Source organism: Maricaulis sp. (genome assembly GCF_017642925.1).
Classification (GTDB): Bacteria; Pseudomonadota; Alphaproteobacteria; order Caulobacterales; family Maricaulaceae; genus Maricaulis.
Genome location: NZ_JAEPOL010000018.1, coordinates 1 through 23,728, shown reverse-complemented (window position 1 = coordinate 23,728; position 23,728 = coordinate 1). Strand labels below are relative to the sequence as shown.

Sequence of the window (23,728 nt, the reverse complement as noted above, 5' to 3'; positions counted from 1 at the left end):
GGTGCCGTCCGCGCGGTTATGGTCGGACGCGTCAAGACTTGTGGAGTATTGCCATGTCCATGAGGGACACGATCCAGGCCCGGCTCGAAGCGGCCCTCTCGCCGCAACAGCTGGATGTGCGCGATGACAGCCATCTGCACGCCGGACATGCCGGTGCGCGGCCGGGCGGGGAAAGCCATTTCACCGTCGAGATCGTGGCGGACGCCTTTGCCGGCCGCTCACGGGTCGAGCGTCACCGCCTGGTCAACGAGGCCCTGTCCCATGAGCTGGCGGGGCAGATCCACGCCCTCGTCATCCGCGCCCGCGCGCCGGGAGAATAATCGCGCCAGAACGTTGAAATGACACAAGGGCGCGCTAGCTTGCCCGGCTGTAACCGGCAACAGCGAGGCGTCCTCTCCATGCGCATGTCCCGATCGGCTCTTCCCGTCATGGGCGGGGTGGCACTTCTGCTGGCCGGCTGCAGCACGGCTTTTGAAACCCCGACCACCCTGTCGAACGATGCGCAGCTTGTGCCGGGCGAACGCCGGCTGGTGCCGGTGATGGAATATGCCGACGGCGAAGCGCTGTCGGCTCTGTCGGTGCTGCACCTGCCGTTGGTGGAAATCGCGCCCGGAGCCGAGGTCGATGGCGATCTGGATGGTGCGCGCCTCGATCGCCTGCGCGCGGTCCTCTCCAAGGAAATCTGCCAGCGTTTCGCGCGCGGCGGCTTCTCCGTGCTGCCGGAGCCGGAAGAGGGGGCCGCAACGGCACGGTTGAGTGCAGCTGTGACGGGGCTGCGTCGCAATAATGTTGCAACTACGGGGCTGTCACGGGTGATCGGCACAGCAGTGCCGGGGCCGCTCAATCCGCGCGTGCCCATCGGCATCGGCGCGCTGGGAGCGGAAGGCGAAATCCTCGCCGAGGACGGCACCCAGCTCGCCGCGATCCGCTGGGCGTCCCAGAACCACCTCGCCTCGGGCGGCGGTTTCACCACCGTGCTCGACGGACCGGCAGCCTTCGGCGATCTGGCTGATGCCAACGAACTCGCCAGCATTTTCGCCGACGCCTTCGGCGATCTCGTCGTCGAGGCCAGGGCCGGCTATGACGTCAGCGAAGGCGAGACGCCGCGCGGTACGTGCGATGCCTATTTCGACCAGATCGGCCAGGATGAAGACGACGCTGCGGAGGCCGCCGGTTAAAGCGCGTCCAGCTCGTCCGGGCTCACCGAAACCCGCAGCCTGGTGATCTGGTTGCGGCGGCGTTCGACGACTTCAAAGCGCGCGCCGTGGAACTGGAAGACCTGGCCGCGTTCCGGGATCGTCTGGGCTTCGTGGATCACAAGGCCGGCGATGGTGACGGCTTCCTCGTCGGGAAGCTCCCAGTCCAGCGCGCGGTTGAGATCGCGGATCGGCACCGCCCCGTCGACCAGCCAGGAGCCGTTCTCATTGTCCGGCTGGATGCCCTCGACGGCGATATCATGCTCGTCCTCGATGGCGCCGACGATCTCCTCGAGAATGTCTTCCAGCGTCACCAGACCCATCAGCGCGCCATACTCGTCGACGACCAGGGCGAAGTGCTCGCGCTTTTCGCGGAAAGCGTTGAGCTGGTCGAGCACCTCGGTCGTTTCCGGCACGAACCAGGGTTCGCGGCGTAGCGCATCGATATCGATCACCGACGCATCGCCATCGGCCTCGTGCAGCGCGCGGGCAATGTCGCGCACATGCAGGATGCCGACGATATTCTCCGTGTCCTCGCGATAGAGCGGCAGGCGGGTGTGCGGGCTGTGCAGCGCCTCGGTGACGATCTCTGCCGGCTTCTTGTCGGCATCGATCATCAGGATCGACTTGCGGTGGACCATGATGTCGTCGACCGTCAGCTCGCGCAGGTCGAGCACGCCGCCCAGCATGTCGCGGTCATCCTTCACCACGCCGCCTTCCTCATGGTGCAGGGCGATCGCACCGCGCAGTTCGTCATGGGCCGACAGGACCGGGCCTTCCACATTGGCGCCGAAAATGCGCAGCGTGCCGCGCACCACCACCTGCACGGCCCGCACCACCGGCGCGAAAACCTTCACCGCCAGCAGGATCGGCCGCGCCACGGTGAGGGCGAAGCGGTCGGGATTGGACAGGGCGTAGGTCTTGGGCAGGACTTCCGCGAAGATCAGCACCGTGAAGGTCATGATCAGCGTGGCCCACAGTACCGAATTGCCGCCCAGCAGGTCCTCGAACAGCTGGCCCGCAATCATCGAGGCGGCGATGTTCACGAGGTTGTTGCCCAGCAGGATCGAGCCGAGCAGGCTTTCCCCGTCGCCGATCAGCTTGTTCACCACGGCCGCGCCGGGATGCTTGTCGCGTTCCATCTGCAGCATGCGGGCCCGCGACGTCGCGGTCAGCGAAGTTTCGGATCCGGAAAAGAAGGCAGACAGGCACAGAAGGCCGATAATCATCAGCACCGGGCCGATCAGGGTCCAGTCGAGGCTCATGAGAGCTGGGTCTCCAGAAAGCGTTGCAGGTCGGTCTCGTCGGTATCGCGATCGATGAAGGCTTCGCCGATACCGCGTGCCAGGACGAGGGCGATCCGCCCGTCCCGGTTCTTCTTGTCATCGCGCATGCGGTCGATCAAGCGTTCCGCATCCCATTCGGCATGGGCCAGCGTCGTCGGGCTATCGGGCAAGCCGGCCGCGTGCAGATGCGCCCGCACCCGGTCGGCATCCCCGGCCGGGCAGAGCCCTTTGTGCACCGAAAAGCCGAACGCCAGCGCAAGGCCCGCGGCGACGGCTTCGCCATGGCGGATCTTGTCCTTGGGCGCTTCGGCTTCGAAGGCATGGCCGAAAGTATGCCCGAGATTGAGCAGGGCGCGGGCACCGGCCTCGCGCTCGTCCTCGGCGACAATGCGCGCCTTGAACGCCACGGCCGCGGCGACGGCTTCGCTCAGTGTCTCACCGTCGAGGGCCGTCTCGCCCGCCGCTTCCAGCCGGTCGAACAGCGGCCGGTTGCCGATCAGCGCAGCCTTGACGATCTCGGCATATCCGGCGCGGCGTTCGCGCAGGGGCAGGCTGGCCAGCAGGTCGGCATCGGCAATCACCAGGCGGGGCTGGTGGAAAGTGCCGACGAAGTTCTTGCCATGGCTGGTATTGATGCCGGTCTTGCCGCCGACCGAGCTGTCGACCTGCGAGAGCAGCGTTGTGGGGATCTGGATGAAGTCCACGCCGCGCTTGGCGATGGAGGCGGCGAAGCCGGTGAGGTCGCCGATCACGCCGCCGCCCAGCGCGATGACCGCCTCGGAGCGCTCGATATTGCGGTCGAGCAGCGTGTCCACGAGGTGTTGCAGGCCCGCCCAACTTTTTGTCGTCTCGCCCGGCTCCAGCACGATCGGATCGGCGCGCAGTCCGGCGCCTTCCAGCCAGTCGGACACGGTCTTCAGGTGCAGGCCCGCAACGGTACGGTCGGTCACCAGAATGGCGCGCCCGCGCGGGAAATGCGCACCCAGCCGCGATTGCGCCGCCTTCAATGCGCCGGCGCCGACCAGCACGTCATAGCTGCGCGCGCCTAGCCCGACGGACACGGAAAGTATGTCGCTCACGCCTCGGCCTCCCGGGCTTCCAGCGCCCGCATGATCAGGTCCAGTGTTGTCTGATGCGATCCGGCGGACGCATCGACATGGATGTCCGCTTCTGCATACGCGGGTGTGCGGGCTTCGAGCAAGCGCTGCAGAACGCTGTGCGGGTCCTGATCCCGCAACAGCGGACGGGTGTCGCGCCGGGAGACGCGTTTGACCAGCGTGTCGACATCGGCCTGAAGCCAGACCGACACGCCCTTTTCCTTGATGCGTGCGCGCGTCTCCGGATCGACAAAGGCGCCGCCGCCCAGGGCAATCACCATGGGTGGTTCGTCCAGCAGGCGGGCTATCACCTTGCGTTCGCCATCACGGAAGGCGGCCTCGCCGAAATCGTCGAAGATCTCGGAAACCGAACGCCCTGCGGCGCGTTCGACTTCTTCATCGGCATCCCGGAATTTCAGGCCAAGCGCCTTGGCCAGCCGGCGGCCGACCGTGGTCTTGCCGACCCCCATCAGGCCGATCAGCACGATGGGACGATCCGTTTCGAGAGTTCGCGTCATGCCTAGCGGTATAAACGGTCTGGAAATCGCCGCAATCACGGTTAGGCTCCGCACGGAGGTCCGGTGCAGCCGATCGCACCGGTTTCAAACGTCATGGAGTAGGGCGAATGCGGGGTTTCCTGATTGGAGTGCTGGTTGTCGGCGTGCTGGTTCTGGCCGGCTTCGGGACGCTGGCCGTGATCGCGAATGGGCTGGAACCCACCCGGGAGAATGTACGTGTCGAGTTGGAAGACAATTTCCCGCGCTAGCCTGCTGGCGGCGCTGCTGGGCGGTACCGCCCTGGCTCAGGATCCGATCGAGGTGGAGCGCCTGGACGCGCTCGATCCGCTGGAAGTCGGCCTGCCGGGCGCTGCGATGAGCAACCGCCTGTGGGCGGGCACGGATCGCGCGATGGCGCAGGCCGTGCTGTCGCGGCTGCCGGCCGCTGAAGGCGATGGCTATACAAGCGAAACCCTGGCCGAAATCGCACGCTCCGTCCTAGTATCCGGCGGCCGTCCGCCGGCGGGTGGACGTGGCGATGCCGAGCTTGCAGCGCTGCGGATCGATCTGCTGCTTGCCGCGGCCGGTGCCGATGACACATTCGACCTGCTCGAGCGCACACCGGGTATCAACCGCACGCCGGCCCTGGCGCGCTGGCACGCCGAGCTTGCCTTTGCCACCGGCAATGCCGAACGCGCCTGCCGCACGGCCGATGCGATGACCCAGGGCCGCGAAGACGCCTACTGGCTGCGGGTGCGGGCCTATTGCCTGACGCTCGACGGCCGGGATGGCGCGGCCGAACTGACGGCCGAGCTCGCGCGCAGCCAGGAACCGGATGAGGGTTTCGAGGCGCGCCTGTTCGCCATCATGCTCGATACGACGCTGGACGCGGATGCGCCCGCTGCCGACAACGGTCTGGAATGGGCGATGAGCCGGGCGTTGCACGCGCCGGGCGAACCGGCACCGGCCGTCGACGAGACCGCGCCGGCCTGGCTGCGCGAAGTCGCCCATCACGGCATGGAGCGGCGCGCGTCCTCGAGCGAGGATCCGATGGCGCTCTTCGTCGCTGCCGGATCGATGGAAGGCATGGAACGTCACCATGCGCTCGAGGAGGTTATCGCCCAGGGTTATGACCGCGAGCTCGCGGGTCAGGCGCTGGGGCTGATGCTGGCCGATACGGGCGGTGGTGGCCGCTTCGTCCATGTCGCGCGTCACCACGGCCGCGAAATCGAGACCGTGCCGATCACGCGCGTGACGCTGGAACATGGCTACGAGATCGCGCTGGCCGCGCTGCTGGTCGGCGAGACCGGTCTGGCGCGTGAATGGCGCGATGCGCTGGTCAATGGTCCCGCCCGTCCGCAGCCTGTGCCGGGTCTGGCTCCGGCCGGACCCGATATGGACGGTAAGCCGTCTGCGGCTGGCGTTGCTGCGCCGATGTCGCTGCCGCCGCAGCCGGAATGGGTGCCGCCCAGCCCGCGCCGCATGGTTGCGCTGGACATGGCGATCGCGATTGCCGGCGATGACTTGCGCGGCGGCACGTATGAAGCCGTGCAGGCGGCCTGGTTCGAGGCCCATGGCCCGGCCGTGGCGACCGACATGCTGGCCCTGACCCGTCTGGGGGCGCCGATGCCGGAAGGCTTGCGCCCGATGCTTCTGGCACAGGAAGCGGCGGCGACGCCGGCCGGTCTGGCCGCCATGGATGCTGCCGTGCGGGCCGATGCGCGCGGTGAGGCTGCCTTGCTGGCGATCTCGGTCCTGGCCGATCCGGCCGCGGCAGGGAATGCCGATGCTACGGCGCGGGCGATTGCCGCGCTGGATGCTGCGGGACTGCGCCGGGCGGCCCTGTCGGTCTTGCTGGAACGGGTCGTCAGGTCGGCCCTGTGAGCGCCAACCGGGACATTGCGCTCTTCCTGGACATGATGGCCGCCGAACGCGGTGCGGCATTCAATACGTTGGAGGCCTATCGCCGCGATCTCGACGATATCGCGGGCCGTCTGGCAGCCCGCGGCACGGCCCTGGCCGAGGCGTCGACAGCCGATCTTGAAGCCATGCTGGCAGGGCTGGCCTCGGACGGGCTGTCGGCCTCCACCGCGGCGCGCCGCCTGTCGGCGATGAAGCGCTTCTACCGCTTTCTCCTGTCCGACGGACGCCGGGCCGATGATCCGGCCGCGGCGCTCAAAGGGCCGAAGAAGGGCCGCAGCCTGCCCAAGATTCTCAGCGAGGCGGATGTCGACGCGCTGTTCGATGCGGCCAGCCGTATCGAAGGCGCGAATGGCGTGCGTATCCGCGCGCTGATGGAAATCCTCTATGCCGGCGGTTTGCGGGTCAGCGAACTGGTCTCGCTGCCGCTCAACGCCTTTGTGCGGGCCGAGCGCTGTATCCATGTCACCGGCAAGGGCGGCCGCGAGCGCCTTGTTCCCCTGACGCCGAATGCGCTGGAAGCGGTCGATGCCTACAGGGCGGTGCGCGAGACGCATTTGCCGCCCGATGCCGGGCGCGCCAAGCGGGCCCAGCGCTTTCTCTTCCCGTCCCGGACCGCGAAGAGCGGCCATATGACCCGCGAGCGTTTCGCCCAGATTCTCGGCGATCTGGCTGTTGCGGCCGGGCTGGATCCGGCCAAAATCTCGCCGCACGTGCTGCGCCACGCCTTTGCCACGCACCTCCTGGCACGCGGGGCCGATCTGCGCAGTGTGCAGATGCTGCTGGGGCATGCGGATGTGTCGACGACACAGATCTACACGCATGTGCTGGACGAGCGGTTGAAGACGCTGGTGCAGACAGCACACCCGCTGGCACGCGGCTCCAGCGGTGATTGACGGGATTGACGTATGCGTAAGCACGGTCACGAAGGCTTGTGACCGTCTCGCTAGCTGGCTAGGTTGCCGGCTCCTTTTTGCGTTCACAGGCGTTGGCAGGGCATGTCCGACCCCACACGTACCTATCTCGATTTCGAGCGGCCGCTGGCCGAACTGGAAGCCAAGATCGAAGAGCTGGAGTCGCTGGCCGGATCGTCCGGCGAGGATTCGCCCGATACGGCGGAAGAGACGGCGCGTCTTCGCCACAAGGCGAATGAACAGCTTGCCGCGCTCTATTCCAAGCTCGATCCCTGGCGCAAGACGCAGGTGGCCCGGCATCCGGAACGCCCGCACTTCCGCGACTACCGCAAGGCGCTGATCGAGGATTTCGAAGAGTTGTGCGGCGACCGCCGCTTTTCCGAGGACGCCGCCATTGTCGGCGGCCTGGGCCGTTTCCGCGGCCGTTCGGTTGTGGTGATCGGTCACGAGAAGGGCCACGACACCGAAACCCGCATCAAGCACAATTTCGGTATGGCGCGCCCGGAAGGCTATCGCAAGGCGATCCGCCTGATGGATATGGCGGAGAAGTTCGACCTGCCGGTGCTGACCTTCGTCGATACGGCCGGTGCCTATCCGGGCCTTGGCGCGGAAGAGCGCGGCCAGTCCGAGGCGATTGCCCGTTCGACCGAGCGCTGCATCAATCTGGGCACGCCGCTGATCTCTACCGTTACCGGTGAGGGCGGGTCCGGCGGTGCCGTGGCGCTGGCCTCAGGCAATGTCGTGATGATGCTGGAACACTCGATCTATTCGGTGATCTCGCCGGAAGGCTGTGCCTCGATCCTGTGGAAGGACTCGGCGCGCGCCAAGGATGCCGCCGTCGCCATGAAAGTGACGGCACCGGACCTTCTGGAGCTGAAGATCGTCGACGAGGTGATTCCCGAACCGATCGGCGGTGCCCACCGTCACCCGGCGGAGATCATGCGCGCGGTCGGTAATGCGATCGAGAAACACCTGATCGCACTCGACGGCCAATCGCCGGAAGCCCTGCGCAAGCAGCGCCGCGAGCGTTTCCTCGCCATCGGCCGCATGGAGAATGGCGGCTAAATCGGGGTGATTGCTTCCCCTCAACTTGTCATCCCGGATGGATGTCCGGCCTTGGGGCGGGCGTAAGTCCGGGACCCATAATCCCGGGGGCTTATCCAGCTGTCGCTGATATCCAGCCTGCTTGCGGGCGGCATTGGCGCGTATGGGGCCCGGCTCCACGCCCCGCCTGCGCGGGGCATTTGGCCGGGATGACAATGAAGAACCTCAAGATATCCGCTCGTCCTCGCCACGTCGCGAAACCCGCATCGGAACCTCATTGTCCGGTTGCAGGGTGATGCGCATGACCGGGCGCGGATCGCGCGGACCGTCGAATTCGAAGCGAACACGCCGCAAGAGGCAGGCAAGCACGATCACCATTTCCATCATCGCGAAACGGGCGCCGATACACACGCGCGGTCCCAGTCCGAAGGGCAGGTAGGCGTCGCGCGGGATCGCCTTGCCGGCTTCGCCCAGAAAACGCTCTGGCCGGAAGCTGTCGGGCTCGGCCCAGATGTCGCGCTGGCGGTGCAGCAGCCAGGTCGAGACGAGAACGTCGGTCCTGGCGGGAACCGGCAAGCCGGCGACGATATCCCACTCCCGCGAGGTGCGCGCCAGCATCGGGGCGGACGGGTAGAGGCGCAGGCTCTCCTTGATGACGGCCTCGGTCCAGGGCAGCGCCTGTGCCCAGCTTGCCGGATCTGTGTCGTCCAGCGCAGCCGCGTCGATCTCGGCTTCCAGCCGGTCGCGCACATCGGGCGCGCGCGACAGCAAATAGAGCGTCCACGCCAGCGAGCGGGCCGTGGTCTCGTGTCCGGCGGCGAGGAAGGTGAGGAGATTGTCGGTTACCGCCGTGTCGTCCAGTCCTGCGCCGAGCAGCAGGTCAAGGAAGTCCGGCGCACGGCCGCTCTCCTCCGGCGAGGGCGCCTTGCGGCGCTGTGCGGCGACGTCGGAGACCTGGCGCCGCAGATCGGCGATCACCCGTCGCGACTTGCCCTGGCCGATCCGCGGGATCCAGCCGGGCAGGTGCAACAGATCGAACGGATGGGGGATGCCGCTGATCTCCAGCAATTGGTGAATGCCCGCCGTGAAGCGCGCCTTGTCCAGCGCCTCGTCGCCGGAGAACAGGGTCTCGATCAGCACGTCGAGCGTGAGATCGACCATGGCGTCGGACACCGGAATGGTGCGCCCGTCGATCGCTTCGAATGCGGCGGCAGCGTCTTCGCACACCTGCCGGATCTGCGGCGCGAACGCGTTGACCTTGCGCGGGGTGAAGACGGGCGAGACGGCCTTGCGCGCCTTGCTCCAGGTCTCGCCCTCGGCGGTGAGCAGCCCGTCGCGCAGGAAGGGTTTCAGCACGGCCTGGCGCAGCGGGTTCATGGTGAAATTGTCCGACCGCGTGACGAAGCAGTGATGGATGGCGTCCGGATCGTTGACGATCAAGCTGGAGCGGCCGAGGAAGCGGAAGGGCGCGAGCCGGATCGAGAAATGATGCTCGCCCCAGACTTCCAGCGGATTGCGGCGCATGGCCCGGAAATAGATCCAGTAGTCCGACGGGCGCAGCTTGCCGACGCCGCTGTAGACGGCATAGGGCGGTTTGGGCGGCTGGAAGACCTGGTTCATCACGTTCTCGCCTGACATTTCCCTCAATCTAGTGCGGCCGGCACGCGCCGCCCATGCGCGAAAGGTCGCGGCTTGCTACTGGCTGGCCCAGACGATGCGCGCCATCCAGTCCAGTTCGCTCAGGGCCAGCTTGCGGTCCGGGCGCGCGGGGTTGAGGGCGTGCAGGGTGAGCGTCTGGACGGTCTGTACGCCCAGCCTCCAGGCGCAGATGGCGCCGCCGCGCTCGCGCACGACGACCCGGTCACCTTCGCGCGGCGGGTCGTCCGGTGTGACGACCAGGCGATCGCCGGCCCGGAAGACCGGTTCCATCTCGTCGCCCTCGACGGTCAGCGCATAGGCCTTGTCAAACGCCAGACCGGGGAAGGGGATGCGCGCCCAGCCCTCGCCACGCGGCAGGCCACCGGCATCGAAAGCGCCTGCACTGTCAGCCAGGCTATGAGTTCTCAGATTGTCCGTGCGCTGTTTGCCCGCGACGAGATCGGCAAAGCCGGTGAAGTCCATGTGTGCCGCGGCGAGGGCCTTGGCGAGGCTCTCGGTCGAGGGCCAGCGCGGTTTTTCGCCATCACGTGAGAAACGTTTGGACGGGTTGAAGGTGGTGGAGTCAAGCCCGGCGCGTCGCGCCAGCCCGGAGGGGCTGGTCTGGGCGTGGGCCGCCAGGCGGTCAATCCCCCGCCAGATCTCTTCGTGCGTGAACATGGCCCGAGTTTAGTGCGACGAGCGGGTTTGGGAAAACGCGAAGCGGCTTGCAACCGGAGAGCGCTTGCCCGGATTGATATACACGCAAAAGATGCATTATATGGTATATGTACGCAATCCGGGTGTTCAGGCGTGCTGATTGCGGATCGGTTTGAAGGTGAAAGCAGCAGCGCCGGGCCAGCGGCGCGCTCGGGGAGGATGGGCCACCCCGACCGAGGCGAGAGGGCCTCGCCTTCAGATTGGAGTGATGTCATGTGGCCTATACCACTTAGCATCACCTTGGAAATGAAAAAGACCCGGACGAGCTGGCACGTTCGAATCCGGGTCTTCATCATGATCTGAGGAAAGCGGGCGGGCCGTAAGGCTCGTCCGCACTCCAATTCCCAATATAGCATCTGCGAACCGGATCGCAATTGCCGCCCGGCCTTGCCACGTCTGGCGGGCAGGGCTACCCCGTCAGGCATGACACCGAAAACCGCATATCGACTCGCCGTGCCTGAACGCTGGGCCGCCGTCATGATGGAGGGCGTCTTTTCCGGCGACCCCCACGACGTCGCGGACGGTTTCATCCACCTATCTGCCGCTGACCAGGTCGAGGGCACGCTGGTCAAGCACTATAACGCGCATGAGCGCCTCCTCCTGGTCGAAATCGATCTGGAAGCGCTGGGTGATACGGTGAAATGGGAGAAGTCGCGCGGCGGTGCGCTTTTCCCGCATGTCTATGGCGATATCCCGGCCAGTGCGGTGCGGGGCCTGCGCCACGTGCGCCGCAATGACGAGGGCGACTGGGTGCTGCCCGCCGAGCTGGAGCGAGACTGATGCTGCACGACAAGGCGACACACTGGCTGAAAGGGCTGGATCCCGAGCGCGCCCACAGGCTGGGCATTCTCGGTCTCAAGGCCGGGCTGGGGCCCCGGCAGCGCGGCGCGGACGATCCGCGTCTGGCGATACGCCTCGCGGGGATCGACCTGCCCAATCCGATCGGCCTTGCTGCAGGCTTCGACAAGAACGCCGAAGCGCCGGACGCGCTGCTTGCCATGGGGTTCGGCTTTGTGGAGTGCGGCGCTGTCACGCCGCGGCCGCAGGATGGCAAGCCGCGCCCGCGTATCTTCCGGCTCGAGGATGACGAGGCGGTGATCAACCGCATGGGCTTCCCCAATCAGGGGCTGGCCCGCTTTCGCAGCAATCTCGCCCGCCGCGCCCGCAGGGGCGGTGTCGTTGGCGTCAATATCGGCGCCAATCTCGATAGCGAGGACCGTGTCGCGGACTACGTGACCTGTCTGGAGGCGCTGCAGGGGCTGGCGCAGTTCTTCACGGTCAATGTTTCCTCGCCCAACACGCCCGGCCTGCGCACGCTGCAATCCTCCGGTGCGCTGGACACGCTGCTGGCGGCCGTTGCTGCAATTGGCAGCCAGGTTCCGGTCTTCCTGAAGATCGCGCCGGATATCGATGACAGTGAGGCCGGGGTGATGGTCGAGGCCGTCGCGCGCCACGGTCTTGATGGCGTGATCGTCTCGAACACGTCCATCCTGCGTCCGGAAAGCCTCAAGAGCGCGAATATGGGCGAGGCGGGCGGATTGTCCGGCCCGCCGATCTTCGAGCGTTCGACGCAGCTGGTGCGCCTGTTCCGCGAGGCGGCGGGGCCGGACCTGGCGATCATCGGTGTCGGCGGTGTCGACAGTGCCGATGCGGCCTATGCCAAGATCCGCGCCGGGGCCAATGCGATCCAGCTCTATACCGGCCTCGTCTATCACGGGCCCGGCCTGGTACAGCAGATCAAGGACGGCTTGGTCGAGCGGCTTCAGGCCGACGGGTTCGCTTCGGTGTCCGAGGCTGTCGGTGCGGGCTGAAGCCGGCGCTCCAGAGCCGGGTAGGCCGCTGCCAGCGCGCCGCCGCGTGCGACATAGAAAATCAGGAAGGCAGCCCAGACGCCGTGATTGGCAAACATGGGCGACAAGATGGCGTCGGCCGCGAGATAGACTGCGACCGCGGCCAGGCCGGCATTGCGCAGGAACTTGCCGCTGGTTGTGCCGATAAACACCCCGTCCATCAGCCAGGCACCTGCCCCCAGGAAGGGCACAATGGCGCACCAGGGCAGATAGGCCTGTGCGGCGGCCAGTGTATCCGCATCCTCGATCACCAGGGCCAGCGCGTCGGCGCCGAACAGGAAGGTTGCGACCGCAAACACCGCGCCGGCCGCGAACATGGGCTCGCCGGTCAGCCGCACGGCCCGGCGCAGGGCAGGTAGCGACTTGCGTCCGAAGGCCCGGCCGGCCTCGGCTTCGGCCACGAAGGCGAAGGCATCCAGCACGAAGGCCCACAGCGAGATGATCTGCAGCAGGACGTGATTGCCGGCCAGCGGCGCCGTGCCCTGGCGGGCGCCGGCATTGGCGAACCAGGTAAAGCCGATCACCAGCGACCAGGTGCGGATCATCAGATTGATATTGACCTGGAACATCTCGCGCAGGGCGCCTGGATCGACGAGGCGTGTGCGGTCCGTCGCGCCATCGGTCCAGCCGCCCTGCTGCCGAAGCACCAGTGCTGCGAAGACCAGGCCGACGGCAAGGCCGGCCCATTCGGCAATCGCGGTTGCTGCGCCAACGCCGCCGGGGCCGTAGCCAAGGCCCAGCACGAACCAGAGGTCCAGCGCGATATTGGTCAGGGAGAAGATGACATAGAGAGCCAGCGTGGCGCCGTTGCGGCCCAGCCCGATCAGCCAGCCGGACAGCGCGAAGGCGCCCAGCGCGGCGGGTGCGCCCCAGGCCCGGGCGAGCAGGTAGTGAGCCCCCTTTTCCTCGACGTCGGCTGTCCCCTGCAGCACGGCGAACCCGCCCCAGGCGATCGCGTCGCGCAGGATGAAGAGTGCGAAGCCCAGCAGGCCGGCAATCGCGAAAGCCCGTATCAGAATGCGCTGGATCTCGGCCGTATCGCCTGCGCCGTCGGCCTGGGCGGTCAGGCCGGTCGTTCCCATGCGCAGGAAATAGAAGCTCCAGTAGAAAACGGAGAAGATGGCGCCGCCCAGTGCCACACCGCCCAGATCGGCGGTCTCGCCTGACAGGCCGAGCACGAAAGTGTCGGTCACGCCGGCCAGCGGCACGGCCGCATTGGCAAAGACCAGTGGCCAGGCGCGCTTAAGGACATCGGTGCGGGTAAGGGGCGCGATCGACATGCCGGGCACCTAGCGCGTTTCCAGCGCGAGGGGAAATGTCTTTCGCGGGAGGTGGGCGTTGCCCGGCCGGGAGGGGCCGGGCAACGAACGGGTCGCCTAGTGTTCGGAGCTGGCGACCTGGTTTTCGGCTGCGGCCAGCGTGGTGACGCCGCGGCGGGCGTCCAGCTGGGCCATGGCGTGTTCGGTGGTGGCCTCGATGCAGTCCCGCAGCGTGTAGGCGCGCAGCAGGTCGGAAATAACCTGTCTGCGGCAGACCTGTTCGGCCGCTTCGCTGATGCTGGTTTCGATCCGGGCGAGGCGGGCGTCGTCGTTCAGGTCGGCGTCGGTGACCTCAATGGCGATGCCGGACACCGGCTGCGACGCAAAAGCGGCGGGCGCTGCGAGGGTGATGGCAAGGGCGGCGATGGCGATGCGGGTCATGGCAGAACTCCAGTCGAGATGGCGCTATACGCGTTTGAATGGGGTTGTTGGGTTAAACATTATTGCGTCGAAAGCGATTGTCCACGGCGATGCAGCAAAAATGATGCAGCGCAATAATTCAATAATGTATGGGCTGTCAGTTGCCGCGGGGTGTTTGGATTTCAGGCTGGTCGGCGGCTCTCAGTGCTTCGAGCTGGCTCATGGCCTGCGCCGTTGTGGCCTCGATGCAGTCATGCAGGGTGTAGGCTCGCAACAGATCGTCGATGACATATTCCCGGCATACACGCCTTGCGGCATCGCGGATTTGCGACTGCAGGGCGGGCAGCCGGTCCGGATCGGCAAGCTCGCGCCGATCGACTTCGATCTCGATGGATGGGGGTGGCGTAAGGGCGTGCGATGCTGGCGCGCAAAGCAAGGCCAGCGCCAGGGCGGTAGGGGTAAATCTGGGCATTGGGGCCTCCGCGAAGACGTCATTCAAATTCGAATGTCAGCGGATAGCCATCTGGTGTGAAAAAAAGGGAATACCAGAGGAGGTCGCATCTTTGTCGTGTTGGTCGGTCATGCAAAATCGTATGATCGGTTACCGGGCGACGGTATCCCTTTGTTTCTTCTTCCGCCCGGTGACGGACCGTGCGAGCCCTTGCACGAGTCGATCACTGACAGGGTCAGTGGGAGGTCAGGTGAAGGGCGAGCTGCCGGTCAAGGTGCCGGTCTTTCAGTTCCGCGATCGGGAAGCCGAGCTGGGATTCGACACTTTCCCGCGTTTCGGTCCTGCACCGCCGCCGATTGTTCAGGCTGGCAAGATCGCGCTGGCCGCTGAAGCGACAGACGGATTCAATCGCATTTTCGATCCGGACCTGGAGTTCTTCGCGCGCGACTGGATCGGCCAGCTCGAACGGACGAACGGTAATGACCTGCGAGCGATGGTCATCGTCGTCGGTCCAGGCTGCGGAGCCGGCGGCCAGGACGACCGATGCGGAAACAAGTATACGAGCGAGCATGGTGGAAACCTCCCTTGGCGCGGCTGGCTCACCCCTTGTGAACCGCATGCCGCAGGAGGATGGTCGCAATTCTCGTCTGACGGTGGTGTGACCTGCACCCTAAAACGGTGAAAGCTCGTGTTCACAAACTGTCGTCGCGGTAATGCGCAGGTTTGCCGGGTCTTGCAGGCGGAGAGGAGAAAGCGGACCGCATGCAGCGGCCCGCTTTCCGCAAACAGGATCAGTTGGTGGATGCTTCGGCCGATGCGGGGCGAAGGGCCGGCTCGCCGGCCTTGGCGCGAACCAAAGCCAGGGCGTCCGCGACGGTTTCGGCTTCGCAGCGGCGTTCGGCCTGGCGGTCGGACAGGCGGCGGGAGTCCAGTTCGCAGACGCGTTCAGCGGCGTCGGCAATACGGGCTTCAAGGTCCCGGATGCCTTCCGGGCGGGTCAGATCGCGGACATCGTAACGGATTTCCACGGTGCGGGTGTCGTTGGCGAAAGCCGGAGCGGCAGAGGTGGCCAGAAGGGCGGCGGCGAGCAGAACGCGGATCATGCGGGGTCTCCAGGACGGGGTGATTCGGGGCCAGGCGCAGGCGATTGCCGGCGCGGCGTCCTCTTCGCGCACCTGCGTCTCAGCGCCGTGACCGATCGCACCTCACGCGTGCAGGCCCGCCATGCGGAAGCGCTGTAGCGGCTGACATGGCGCCGTCATCGAAGCCTGTCTTGCGTGTCGGGATGGTTCCGCGTCAGCGCTGGACTGGTGCGGGATCGCTGCTTTCCGGCGTGATCAGGAAATGACCGTGCAGGGTCGCGACCGGCGCGTCGGTGCGGCCCTGCCACGCCTCTGCGCGGACATTGGCGACCCGGCGGCCCGAACGCGCAACGATCGCCCGGGCATAGACATCCTGGGCCCGCGCCGGACGCAGATAGTCGATGGCGACATCGATCGGCTTGGGCAATTTTTGCAGCGGCTGGCTGAGCAGCAGCGAGCCCGAGGCCACGATCTCCAGAAAAGCCCCCACAGCGCCGCCATGCAGTGCCGGGATCAGCGGATTGCCGACCAGGTCATTGTCGAAGGGCAGGACACCGGTCAGCTCGGTGCCCTTCACTTCCAGACGCACCCCGAAACGGGCGACATAGGGCGCTGTCATCAGCGTGTCGAGCAGGGCGCGGCTCACAGCGGATGCTCCCCGCGCATGGCCTTCATGGCGCGCTCCTGGGCGGCCTTGGAGGCGCGCGTGATCATGAAGGCGGCCTGGGCGATGGCGACCGGATCGTCGATATCGCCGTCATGGGCCGTGGCCCGCACAAAGGCAACCAGCCCGTGCGACTTCAGGCATTCGGCCTCGGCGTGGATGTCCTGTCCCGGTCTGGCCGGGCGCATATAGTCGATCCGCAGGTCCAGCGTCGCCGGCGTATCCTTGGCGCCCAGCCCGCCGAAGGCGGCCATGCCGCATACATGGTCCAGAAGGGCGGTGATCACACCGCCATGCAAGGTGCCGGTTTCCGGATCGCCGATCAGGGCTTCGCTGTAGGGCGCGCTCATTGCGGCCTTGCCCGGCGTCAGCCGGTCGATGCGGAAGCCCAGCGCCACAGCGTGGGGAGACCCGTCCACGATCAGCGGGGCGATCGTGTCGAGACGGTGCTGAATATCGTCGTCCATGGCGGTTCCGTATCCGGTTTATCCGGTGATACGGCAGGGCCGTCCGGTCTGCCAGACTTGTTTTCAGGACAGGGGCGCGTGTGACCGGGTGTGTCGTCAGCGCCGCATGCGCTTGTCGACGACCTGTTCCAGGCCGGTCACGACGGGCTCGCGCAGCGGATTGCCGTCTTCCGCCATCCGCGTCAGCTGCGCCAGCGCAGCCCGGTGCATGTTGGCAACCTCGGCCTCGACGGAGGTGTAGTCGCGGATATGCGAGATGAAACGCTGCAGCGACCGGCCGACCCGAACGGCAAGCGGATCGCCGCTCAGCTGGGTCTCGTTGACCAGCGCAACGGCGGCGGCGCGGGCGGCGGCCATCGGCGTCGTCAGACCGGCATCGACATCGGCTGTGCGCTTGTAGCTCGGGCCCGCGGCGTGACGCTTGCGGCGCCGGCGGTCCGGTCCGTTGAAACGCGGCGAGGCCACGAATTCACGCGGCATGTCGTAGAGCGAGCGGATCCGTGTCTGCAGCGTGACGGGGGCGATGGGCGTGATGATGAACTCGGTGACGCCGACATCGCGCGCCATCTCGATCTCGCGGCGTGAACGCGGCTGCGACACCATGATGATCGGCGTGCGGCGGTAGATGGCACTCTCGCTCTCGCGGATCCGCCGCACCAGGCGCAGCCGGTCTTCCGATGCCTCTTCCTGATCGTTCCAGTCGGCGACGATCATGCTGGGCAGGCTCTGGTCCATCACGGTCAGGGCGCTGTCGGCACAGCGCGCGACGAGCACGTCCTGCGAGCCGGCCTCGCGCATCAGCGAGATCAGGATGGACCGCAGGAACGGGTTGGACTGCAGCAGGAGCGGCCGTCCCCTGGAGGGCGGCGCGGCCGGTTCGCTCGACGTCATGTCGATGCCGAGAATATCGTGGGCTGCAGCGTTCATGCGCCCGGTCTTAGCAACTCAGTATTGCCAAGTCGCAAAATAAGCCGGTTAACAGGTGGTTGATTTCAGGGCGCTATTCGCGGCCCAGCGTCCGCAGGACCCGGAACACGATCCAGATCGGGATGACCAGAACCGCACCCAGCAGGAAGTATTCGACAGCCCAGCCGGCGCTTTCGGTGATGAAGCGGATGAAACGGCCCCAGCTCTCGGCCAGCGTGCCGAAGAAGTCGACCCAGAGGTCGCCGGGGTTCACATTCAGTGCGGCCAGCAGGAAGCCGGCCAGGACGCACAGGAAGACCAGACGCAGAATGTCGGCGGTGGACATTCTGACGAGGCGCTGCACGAAGCTGCGGCGCTGCGGTGTCGAATTCTCGCTCATGGGCTCACTCTACGTCCAAATGGGGCGCAATCGGGGCCATGACGGCCCCGATCACAAGAGGCCGGTCAGTCTTTCTTCTCGACATTGACCTGGTGCGGGTAGGGGATGGAGATGCCGTTCGTGTCGAAGGCTTCCTTGACGCTCTTCATGGCGTCGAAATGCACACCCCAATAGTCGCCCGTATTCACCCAGACACGCGTCACGATATCCACCGAGGACGCGCCGTGCGCCGCAACCGCGGTAAAGATTTCGGGATCCTTGTGGATGCGCGCATCGGCGCCCAGCGTCGACTTGATCACGTCCATCGCCTTGTCGATATCGTCGGAATAATCGATCGAGAAGGTGAAATCGACGCGCCGGGTCGGGTTCGCCGAATAGTTGGTGATGATGTCGCCCCAGGCCTGGCCATTGGGGATGATGATCTTCTTGTTGTCGCCGGTCGCCAGCACGGTGGTGAAGAGATTGACGTCCTTCACACCGCCGGCCACGCCGGCCACTTCCACCCAGTCCCCGATGGAGTAGGGGCGGAAGGCGATGATCATCACGCCGGCGGCGATGTTCGACAGCGTGCCCTGCAGCGCAAAGCCGATAGCCAGGGTGATTGCACCGAGCGCGGCCACCAGGCTGGCCGTCTGCACGCCGAAGCGCGCCAGGACGGCGATGAGGACCACGGCGACAACGGCATAGTAGGCGATCGAGGAGAAGAAGCCCGCCAGCGTCGCGTCCATGCGGCTGGACCGCGAGACCGCCTTGCGCACACCGCTCTTCACCATGCCGGCCACGATGAAGCCGATGATCAGGATCAGGATGGCCAGAACAAGGTTCGTCCCGGCCGCGATGGCGCGCTCGGCGAGAACCGCCATGGTTTCCGGATTGAGGAATTCTTCGACGTTCATGCTCTCGCTCTCCGCTTGCAGGTCGTCCCGTATTCGCTCCTACCACCCTTGGGGGGAGAGGGGAATGCGGTTGCAGCGGACGGCGGGCAGGCGGGTCAGCTTGCGGCGACGACGGCGGTCGAAGCGGCCACGGCGGCGATCATCGCCGCCTGGGCGGCGAGGATGGCAGCCAGGTCGCGCGCCGCAGCGATCGGCGCGGTCTCGCCGGTCTGGGCTTGGGCCAGGCGCATGGCCAGCTTCGCGGCCACATCGCCGGACGGTTTCGGCTTCAGGGCGCGCACGGCTTCGAAACTGGCGACAAGGGCGTCGGCCGTCGCGCGGCCATTGCCGTGGGCAGCCAGTACCGCCAGTCCGGTCTTGCCCACCCCGTGACGCAGGGCCGAACGGCCGCGCACCGCGGTGTTCAGCGTGGTCCAGGCCGGGGCGATGGCGGCCGGATCGAAGTCGAAAAAGGCGATCTCGCAGGCGGCCGCTTCGGCGTGGCTCTTGGGCACACCGGCCGTGCGCAGCGCTTCGCGGGCCGTGTCGAGCCGTTCCAGTGCCTCGTGCGGCATCTCGCCCATGGCGGCAAAGATCGCGGCGACCATTTCCTCGCGTGCACTGTCGCGGCGCCACCAGGGCGCGGCGATGGCTTCGAGAATGTCGTAGAAGGCGTCGACATGGTGCGGCAGGCCACCAGCAGACACCAAGGCCAGCGCCGCGCAGGAACCGCCATGATTGAGGCCGCGCCCGCCGCGCTCCTTGCGGCGGCGGTTCAGCGCGCTGCGCGTGTCGAAAAAGTGCGGCGCCGTACGGCCGGCGGCGGCCAGGGCCGCTGCGAAGACCAGGCGCATCGACTTGCCCGGCTCCTTCCACGCCCCCAGGCCCGCATCCAGCTCATCGCGGATGGCAATGGCGCGGGAGACCAGGAATTCAGGCGGCGCATCGCTCGACAGGCCCGACAGGGCCGCAAAGCGTGCATACATGCGTTCGCCGCGGCGTGAATGCTCGCGGAAGGCGCTGTCCAGCGCCACAAAACGATCGATGACGGAAGCCGTCATGGTCCCAAATCCCTCGCTGCCTTACTCTACGCCTGCAAGCATGGCGAAAACGGGGCAGGCTTTGCAGGGGGACGCTCCGCGGATTTGTCCCCCGTTCGTTCCGCCTCGCGGCTCGCGCAGGCGTCCGCAATGCGCTAGATCATCGATCCAGGAACTCGACGCCTCATATACCGTCATCCCGGCGAAAGCCGGGACCCAGGTCCTAAAGCTGAATCGGGCCAGGTTTGGCTCAAGGCAGCCTTGCGAACTGGGCCCTGACTTTCGTCAGGGTGACGGTATATGAGGCGTCGGCCGCATACCCCTTGTCGCCCGAAGCGCCAGCGAACCCTCATGCCCGACAGCCAGGCCGACATGCTGCTTCCTGCCCGCTTCGCCGACTGGTTCGCCAGCCGCGGCTGGGCGGCGCGTGCGCATCAGCTGGAGATGATCGCTGCAGCGCAGGCCGGCGAGGATGCACTGCTGATCGCGCCCACCGGCGGCGGCAAGACGCTGGGCGGTTTCCTGCCCAGCCTGATCGAGCTGGCGGAGATCGTGTCCGAGCGCCCCGGCAAGCAGCGGCCGCACCGTCTGCACACGCTCTATATCTCGCCGCTGAAGGCGCTCTCGGTCGATGTCGCCCGCAATCTCATGACGCCGGTCAGCGAGATGGGGCTGGATATTCGCATCGAGACCCGGACCGGCGACACTTCGCCGTCCAAACGCCAGCGCCAGCGCGCCCATCCGCCGGACATATTGCTCACCACGCCGGAGCAGCTCGCCCTGTTCTGCGCCACGGCAAATGCCGAGGCCTTCTTCCGCGACCTCAAGCGCATCGTCATCGACGAGATCCACGCCATCGCGCCGCAAAAGCGCGGCGACCTCCTCAGCCTGGGCCTTGCCGCCATCGCGCAATGGGCGCCGGATGTGCGGCGGGCCGGGCTGTCCGCGACGGTGGCCGACGAGGGCGGGCTGGCCCGCTGGCTGACGCCGCAGACGGGAGAAGAGGCCCGCTTTGCCCGCATCGTGCGCGGCCAGGCCGGCGCGCGGCCGGAAGTGGAAATCCTCGATCCGGGCGAGCGCATTCCGTGGGCCGGCCATTCCGGCCGTCACGCCATGGCCGACGTCTATCAGCGCATCAAGGCCGCGAAGATGGCGCTGGTCTTCGTCAACACACGCTCGCAGGCCGAGATGACCTTCCAGGAACTCTGGAACATCAATACCGAAAACCTGCCCATCGCCCTGCACCATGGCTCGCTCTCGCCAGAACAGCGGCGCAAGGTCGAGGCGGCCATGTCGGCCGGCAAGCTCAAAGCGGTGGTGTGTACCTCGACGCTCGATCTGGGCATCGACTGGGGTGATGTCGACCTGGTGGTCCAGATGGGCGCGCCGAAAGGCTCCTCGCGCCTGATCCAGCGTCTGGGCCGTTCCAATCACCGGCTCGACGCGCCCTCGAAAGCCCTGCTCGCGCCCACCAACCGGTTCGAGCATCTGGAATGCCAGGCCGCTGCCGAGGCCGTCACGGAGAATGCGCTCGACGGAGAGCCCTTGAAGGCCGGTGCGCTGGACGTGCTGGCCCAGCACATCATGGGCCGCGGCTGCGGCGAACCTTTCGACGAAGACGACCTCTATGACGAGATCCGCAGCGCGGCGCCCTACGCCGAACTCGATCGCGAGACCTTCGACAGCCTGCTCGATTTCACCGCCACGGGCGGCTACGCGCTGAAAACCTATGAGCGCTTCCGCCGTCTCATCAGGCGCAAGGACGGGCGCTGGGGTGTGCGCACGCCGCAGATCGCCCAGCGCCACCGGCTCAATGTCGGCACCATTGTCGAGGCCCCCATGCTCGATGTGGTCGTTTCCTCAAAGGGGCGCGGCGGTTTCAGGCTCGGCCAGATCGAGGAATGGTTCCTGGAACAGCTCGTGCCCGGCGACACCTTCCTGTTCGCCGGCCAGGTGCTGCGCTTCGAGGGGATCGAGGAGATGACCGCCCGCGTCACCCGCTCCAGCGACACAGATCCGCGCATCCCCTCCTATCAGGGCGGCAAGTTTCCGCTCTCCACCTATCTCGCCGCCCGGGTGCGCGACATGGTGCAGGATCCGGGCAAATGGCATGCCCTGCCGGACCAGGTGCGCGACTGGCTCGAGCTGCAGAAGCTGCGCTCGCGCCTGCCCCGGGCCGACGGCCTCCTGGTGGAGACCTTCCCGCGTTCGGCGCGCTTCTATCTCGTCTGCTACCCGTTCGAGGGGCGGCTGGCGCACCAGACGCTGGGCATGCTGCTCACCCGCCGGCTTGAGCGCATGCGGATGCGCCCCATGGGCTTCGTCGCCAATGAATACGCGCTCTCGGTCTGGGGGCTGCGCGACATGTCCGGGGTCGATCTCGACGCGCTTTTCTCCGAGGACATGATGGGCGACGATCTCGATGCCTGGCTGGCGGAAAGCCAGCTGATGATGCGCACGTTCAGGAATTGCGCCGTCATCGCCGGCCTGATCGAGCGCCGTTTTCCCGGCCAGGAAAAGACCGGCCGTCAGGTCACCATCTCCACCGACCTGATCTACAATGTGCTGCGCGAGCACGAGCCCGACCACATCCTCCTCAAAGCCGCCTGGGCCGATGCCGGCACCGGCCTTCTGGACATCCACCGCCTCGGCACTGCGCTCGCCCGTGTCCGCGGCCATATCGAACATGTCGATCTGGACCGCATCTCCCCGCTCGCCGTGCCCGTCATGCTCGAGATTGGCAAGGAACCGGTCTATGGCGAGGGCCATGAAAGCATCCTGGAAGATGTCTCGTCCGAAGACCTGATCGCGGAGGCGATGCGGCTTGATTAGGGCCTGTCGGGCGCCGAATCGAAATCATGAAACAGCGTCATCCCCCGGCCAGCCCGCGCGCAGCGCGGGCGGGTGGTCCGGGGGACCTTAGCTATCAGGGTGACGGCTTCACTCTGTAGCGAGGCGCGTGCGGCATGCGAACGGGTTGGCTGAGGTCCCCCGGATCGCTGCTGCGCAGCGACCGTGGGATGACGGCGGTTTATGGATTTCGAGAGCCCACAGGAAAACCTGCACCCCTTGCTTACCCCGCCAGGAAGTTTGCGCGATAACCACACCCATGAACGCCCCACCGCACCTGCCGGCCGACATGTTGAAAACTGCCATCGCCGGCATCCCGGTCCTCGCCGACCCGGCGGGCCTGCTCGCTGTGCCCGGGGCCGGCATTCTCGTCGCTTCGGACCTGCATTTCGAGAAGGGTTCAGCCTGGGCGGCCGGCGGCCAGCTGATGCCGCCCTATGACACCCGCGCGACGCTGAAACGCCTCGCCGCCGGCATCGCCCGCCACACCCCCTCCACCGTCATCGCCCTGGGCGACAGTTTTCACGATCTGCGCGCCGCCGGCCGCATGCACGCCGACGACACCGCCGCGCTCGCCGCCCTGGTGGCGTCGGTGCCGCGCTGGATCTGGATCGAGGGCAATCACGACCCCGCCCCGCCGCCGCAATTCGGCGGCGAAGTGCACGAGACCGTCGAACTCGCCGGCCTCGTCTTCCGTCATGAACCCACGGAGGGCGAAGCGAAAGGCGAAATCGCCGGCCACCTCCACCCCGCCGCCAAAATCCGCCGCAACGGCCGCGCGCTGAGGCGGAGGTGTTTCGCGACGGACGGCACGAGGCTGGTCATGCCCGCCTTCGGGGCGTTCACGGGGGGGCTGAATGTCTGCGACGAGGCCTTCTCCCGCTGCTTCGGCCGCGTACCGGATGCGCTGGTGATGGGGCGGGAGAAGGTCTGGCCGGTGGCGGGCGGCAAGTGTGTGGGGGATGGATGACCCCCTGGATGCCCAAATAGCCCTCCGTTTTTCCCGGCCGGAAGCCCGGCGAAAGCCGGGCGGAAGCGCCGGGATCGACGGGAAACACATCGCTTGAAATGATCTTCGGTCGGTCCCGGATCTGCAGCCTGCCTGCGCAGGCCTCCGTCCGGGAAAAATGAGGCGGTTGGGAGAAATGAGGCGGT

General features: G+C 66.6%; 26 protein-coding genes. 10 read left to right on the top strand and 16 right to left on the bottom strand.

The window, feature by feature from the left end:
* The first annotated feature begins 53 nt into the window (after nt 1-53).
* Both JJ918_RS13915 and JJ918_RS13910 read left to right on the top strand, forming a co-directional pair.
* On the top strand, nt 54-320 hold the full coding sequence (locus JJ918_RS13915) for a BolA family transcriptional regulator (protein WP_291888488.1): 267 nt from the start codon (nt 54-56) through the stop codon (nt 318-320).
* A gap of 78 nt (nt 321-398) precedes the next feature.
* Entirely contained in the window at nt 399-1,178 is a 780-nt protein-coding gene (locus tag JJ918_RS13910; protein WP_291888485.1) for a DUF3313 family protein, read from the top strand.
* Here JJ918_RS13910 and JJ918_RS13905 read toward each other — a convergent pair.
* From JJ918_RS13905 to JJ918_RS13895, 3 genes are read right to left on the bottom strand one after another with little or no spacing between them, the layout of a single operon-like run.
* Nucleotides 1,175-2,461, bottom strand: coding sequence for an HlyC/CorC family transporter (locus JJ918_RS13905; RefSeq protein WP_291888482.1), 1,287 nt, complete (start codon nt 2,459-2,461; stop codon nt 1,175-1,177). The genes JJ918_RS13910 and JJ918_RS13905 overlap by 4 nt on opposite strands.
* Complete coding sequence (gene aroB, locus JJ918_RS13900; protein WP_291888479.1) at nt 2,458-3,561, bottom strand: 3-dehydroquinate synthase; 1,104 nt, start codon at nt 3,559-3,561, stop codon at nt 2,458-2,460. The genes JJ918_RS13905 and aroB overlap by 4 nt, the downstream gene beginning before the upstream one ends.
* The gene (locus tag JJ918_RS13895) at nt 3,558-4,097 is read right to left on the bottom strand and encodes a shikimate kinase (protein WP_291888477.1); all 540 of its coding nucleotides are present in this window, start codon (nt 4,095-4,097) and stop codon (nt 3,558-3,560) included. Before JJ918_RS13895 ends, aroB begins: the two co-directional genes overlap by 4 nt.
* Nucleotides 4,098-4,204: 107 nt before the next feature.
* Here JJ918_RS13895 and JJ918_RS13890 point away from each other — a divergent pair, with 107 nt between their 5' ends.
* From JJ918_RS13890 to JJ918_RS13875, 4 genes are all read left to right on the top strand, one after another.
* Nucleotides 4,205-4,345: a hypothetical protein gene (locus JJ918_RS13890; protein ID WP_291888474.1), complete on the top strand. Its 141-nt coding sequence runs from the start codon at nt 4,205-4,207 to the stop codon at nt 4,343-4,345.
* Nucleotides 4,314-5,960 (top strand): hypothetical protein, encoded by a 1,647-nt coding sequence (locus JJ918_RS13885; RefSeq protein ID WP_291888471.1) that lies wholly within the window; start codon nt 4,314-4,316, stop codon nt 5,958-5,960. The genes JJ918_RS13890 and JJ918_RS13885 overlap by 32 nt, the downstream gene beginning before the upstream one ends.
* Entirely contained in the window at nt 5,957-6,892 is a 936-nt protein-coding gene (locus JJ918_RS13880) for a site-specific tyrosine recombinase XerD (RefSeq protein ID WP_291888468.1), read from the top strand. Before JJ918_RS13885 ends, JJ918_RS13880 begins: the two co-directional genes overlap by 4 nt.
* A gap of 102 nt (nt 6,893-6,994) precedes the next feature.
* Entirely contained in the window at nt 6,995-7,975 is a 981-nt protein-coding gene (locus tag JJ918_RS13875) for an acetyl-CoA carboxylase carboxyltransferase subunit alpha (protein WP_291888465.1), read from the top strand.
* 204 nt (nt 7,976-8,179) lie between these two features.
* Here the strand turns inward: JJ918_RS13875 and JJ918_RS13870 are convergent, their stop codons facing one another.
* Entirely contained in the window at nt 8,180-9,592 is a 1,413-nt protein-coding gene (locus JJ918_RS13870; RefSeq protein WP_291888461.1) for a cytochrome P450, read from the bottom strand.
* Nucleotides 9,593-9,649: 57 nt separating this feature from the next.
* Nucleotides 9,650-10,270 (bottom strand): helix-turn-helix transcriptional regulator, encoded by a 621-nt coding sequence (locus JJ918_RS13865; RefSeq protein ID WP_291888457.1) that lies wholly within the window; start codon nt 10,268-10,270, stop codon nt 9,650-9,652.
* A gap of 462 nt (nt 10,271-10,732) precedes the next feature.
* On the opposite strand from JJ918_RS13865, the gene JJ918_RS13860 reads away from it, so the two are divergent.
* Together JJ918_RS13860 and JJ918_RS13855 are read left to right on the top strand one after the other, a co-directional pair.
* On the top strand, nt 10,733-11,089 hold the full coding sequence (locus JJ918_RS13860; protein ID WP_291888455.1) for a DUF952 domain-containing protein: 357 nt from the start codon (nt 10,733-10,735) through the stop codon (nt 11,087-11,089).
* Entirely contained in the window at nt 11,089-12,120 is a 1,032-nt protein-coding gene (locus tag JJ918_RS13855) for a quinone-dependent dihydroorotate dehydrogenase (protein WP_291888452.1), read from the top strand. Before JJ918_RS13860 ends, JJ918_RS13855 begins: the two co-directional genes overlap by 1 nt.
* Here the strand turns inward: JJ918_RS13855 and JJ918_RS13850 are convergent.
* The 11 genes from JJ918_RS13850 to JJ918_RS13800 all read right to left on the bottom strand — a co-directional run bounded on the left by JJ918_RS13850 (nt 12,072) and on the right by JJ918_RS13800 (nt 19,744).
* On the bottom strand, nt 12,072-13,439 hold the full coding sequence (locus JJ918_RS13850; RefSeq protein WP_291888449.1) for an MATE family efflux transporter: 1,368 nt from the start codon (nt 13,437-13,439) through the stop codon (nt 12,072-12,074). The two genes, JJ918_RS13855 and JJ918_RS13850, sit on opposite strands and share 49 nt — an antisense overlap.
* A 96-nt stretch (nt 13,440-13,535) precedes the next feature.
* Nucleotides 13,536-13,859 carry a UrcA family protein gene (locus JJ918_RS13845; protein ID WP_291888446.1) on the bottom strand — a complete coding sequence of 108 codons (324 nt, stop codon included), beginning with the start codon at nt 13,857-13,859 and terminating at the stop codon, nt 13,536-13,538.
* Nucleotides 13,860-13,995: 136 nt separating this feature from the next.
* Entirely contained in the window at nt 13,996-14,310 is a 315-nt protein-coding gene (locus tag JJ918_RS17265; protein ID WP_367277712.1) for a UrcA family protein, read from the bottom strand.
* 214 nt (nt 14,311-14,524) lie between these two features.
* Complete coding sequence (locus JJ918_RS17260) at nt 14,525-14,860, bottom strand: UrcA family protein (RefSeq protein ID WP_367277711.1); 336 nt, start codon at nt 14,858-14,860, stop codon at nt 14,525-14,527.
* Nucleotides 14,861-15,080: 220 nt separating this feature from the next.
* Nucleotides 15,081-15,392 carry a UrcA family protein gene (locus tag JJ918_RS13830; protein ID WP_291888437.1) on the bottom strand — a complete coding sequence of 104 codons (312 nt, stop codon included), beginning with the start codon at nt 15,390-15,392 and terminating at the stop codon, nt 15,081-15,083.
* Between the two features lie 193 nt (nt 15,393-15,585).
* Nucleotides 15,586-16,017 carry a PaaI family thioesterase gene (locus tag JJ918_RS13825; RefSeq protein WP_271186461.1) on the bottom strand — a complete coding sequence of 144 codons (432 nt, stop codon included), beginning with the start codon at nt 16,015-16,017 and terminating at the stop codon, nt 15,586-15,588.
* Nucleotides 16,014-16,502 carry a PaaI family thioesterase gene (locus tag JJ918_RS13820; protein ID WP_291888432.1) on the bottom strand — a complete coding sequence of 163 codons (489 nt, stop codon included), beginning with the start codon at nt 16,500-16,502 and terminating at the stop codon, nt 16,014-16,016. The genes JJ918_RS13825 and JJ918_RS13820 overlap by 4 nt, the downstream gene beginning before the upstream one ends.
* Before the next feature lie 96 nt (nt 16,503-16,598).
* A complete protein-coding gene (locus tag JJ918_RS13815) occupies nt 16,599-17,429 on the bottom strand; it encodes a PleD family two-component system response regulator (protein ID WP_291888429.1) in 831 nt (276 codons plus the stop codon).
* Between the two features lie 73 nt (nt 17,430-17,502).
* Nucleotides 17,503-17,808 carry a DUF6460 domain-containing protein gene (locus tag JJ918_RS13810; protein WP_291888427.1) on the bottom strand — a complete coding sequence of 102 codons (306 nt, stop codon included), beginning with the start codon at nt 17,806-17,808 and terminating at the stop codon, nt 17,503-17,505.
* A gap of 65 nt (nt 17,809-17,873) precedes the next feature.
* Nucleotides 17,874-18,704 carry a mechanosensitive ion channel domain-containing protein gene (locus JJ918_RS13805; protein WP_291888424.1) on the bottom strand — a complete coding sequence of 277 codons (831 nt, stop codon included), beginning with the start codon at nt 18,702-18,704 and terminating at the stop codon, nt 17,874-17,876.
* Between the two features lie 95 nt (nt 18,705-18,799).
* The gene (locus tag JJ918_RS13800) at nt 18,800-19,744 is read right to left on the bottom strand and encodes a hypothetical protein (protein ID WP_291888421.1); all 945 of its coding nucleotides are present in this window, start codon (nt 19,742-19,744) and stop codon (nt 18,800-18,802) included.
* Nucleotides 19,745-20,074: 330 nt separating this feature from the next.
* Between JJ918_RS13800 and JJ918_RS13795 the strand changes: the two genes are divergently transcribed.
* Both JJ918_RS13795 and pdeM read left to right on the top strand, forming a co-directional pair.
* Nucleotides 20,075-22,555: a ligase-associated DNA damage response DEXH box helicase gene (locus JJ918_RS13795; protein ID WP_291888418.1), complete on the top strand. Its 2,481-nt coding sequence runs from the start codon at nt 20,075-20,077 to the stop codon at nt 22,553-22,555.
* Nucleotides 22,556-22,832: 277 nt separating this feature from the next.
* On the top strand, nt 22,833-23,543 hold the full coding sequence (gene pdeM, locus JJ918_RS13790; protein WP_291888415.1) for a ligase-associated DNA damage response endonuclease PdeM: 711 nt from the start codon (nt 22,833-22,835) through the stop codon (nt 23,541-23,543).
* Nucleotides 23,544-23,728: the final 185 nt, after the last annotated feature.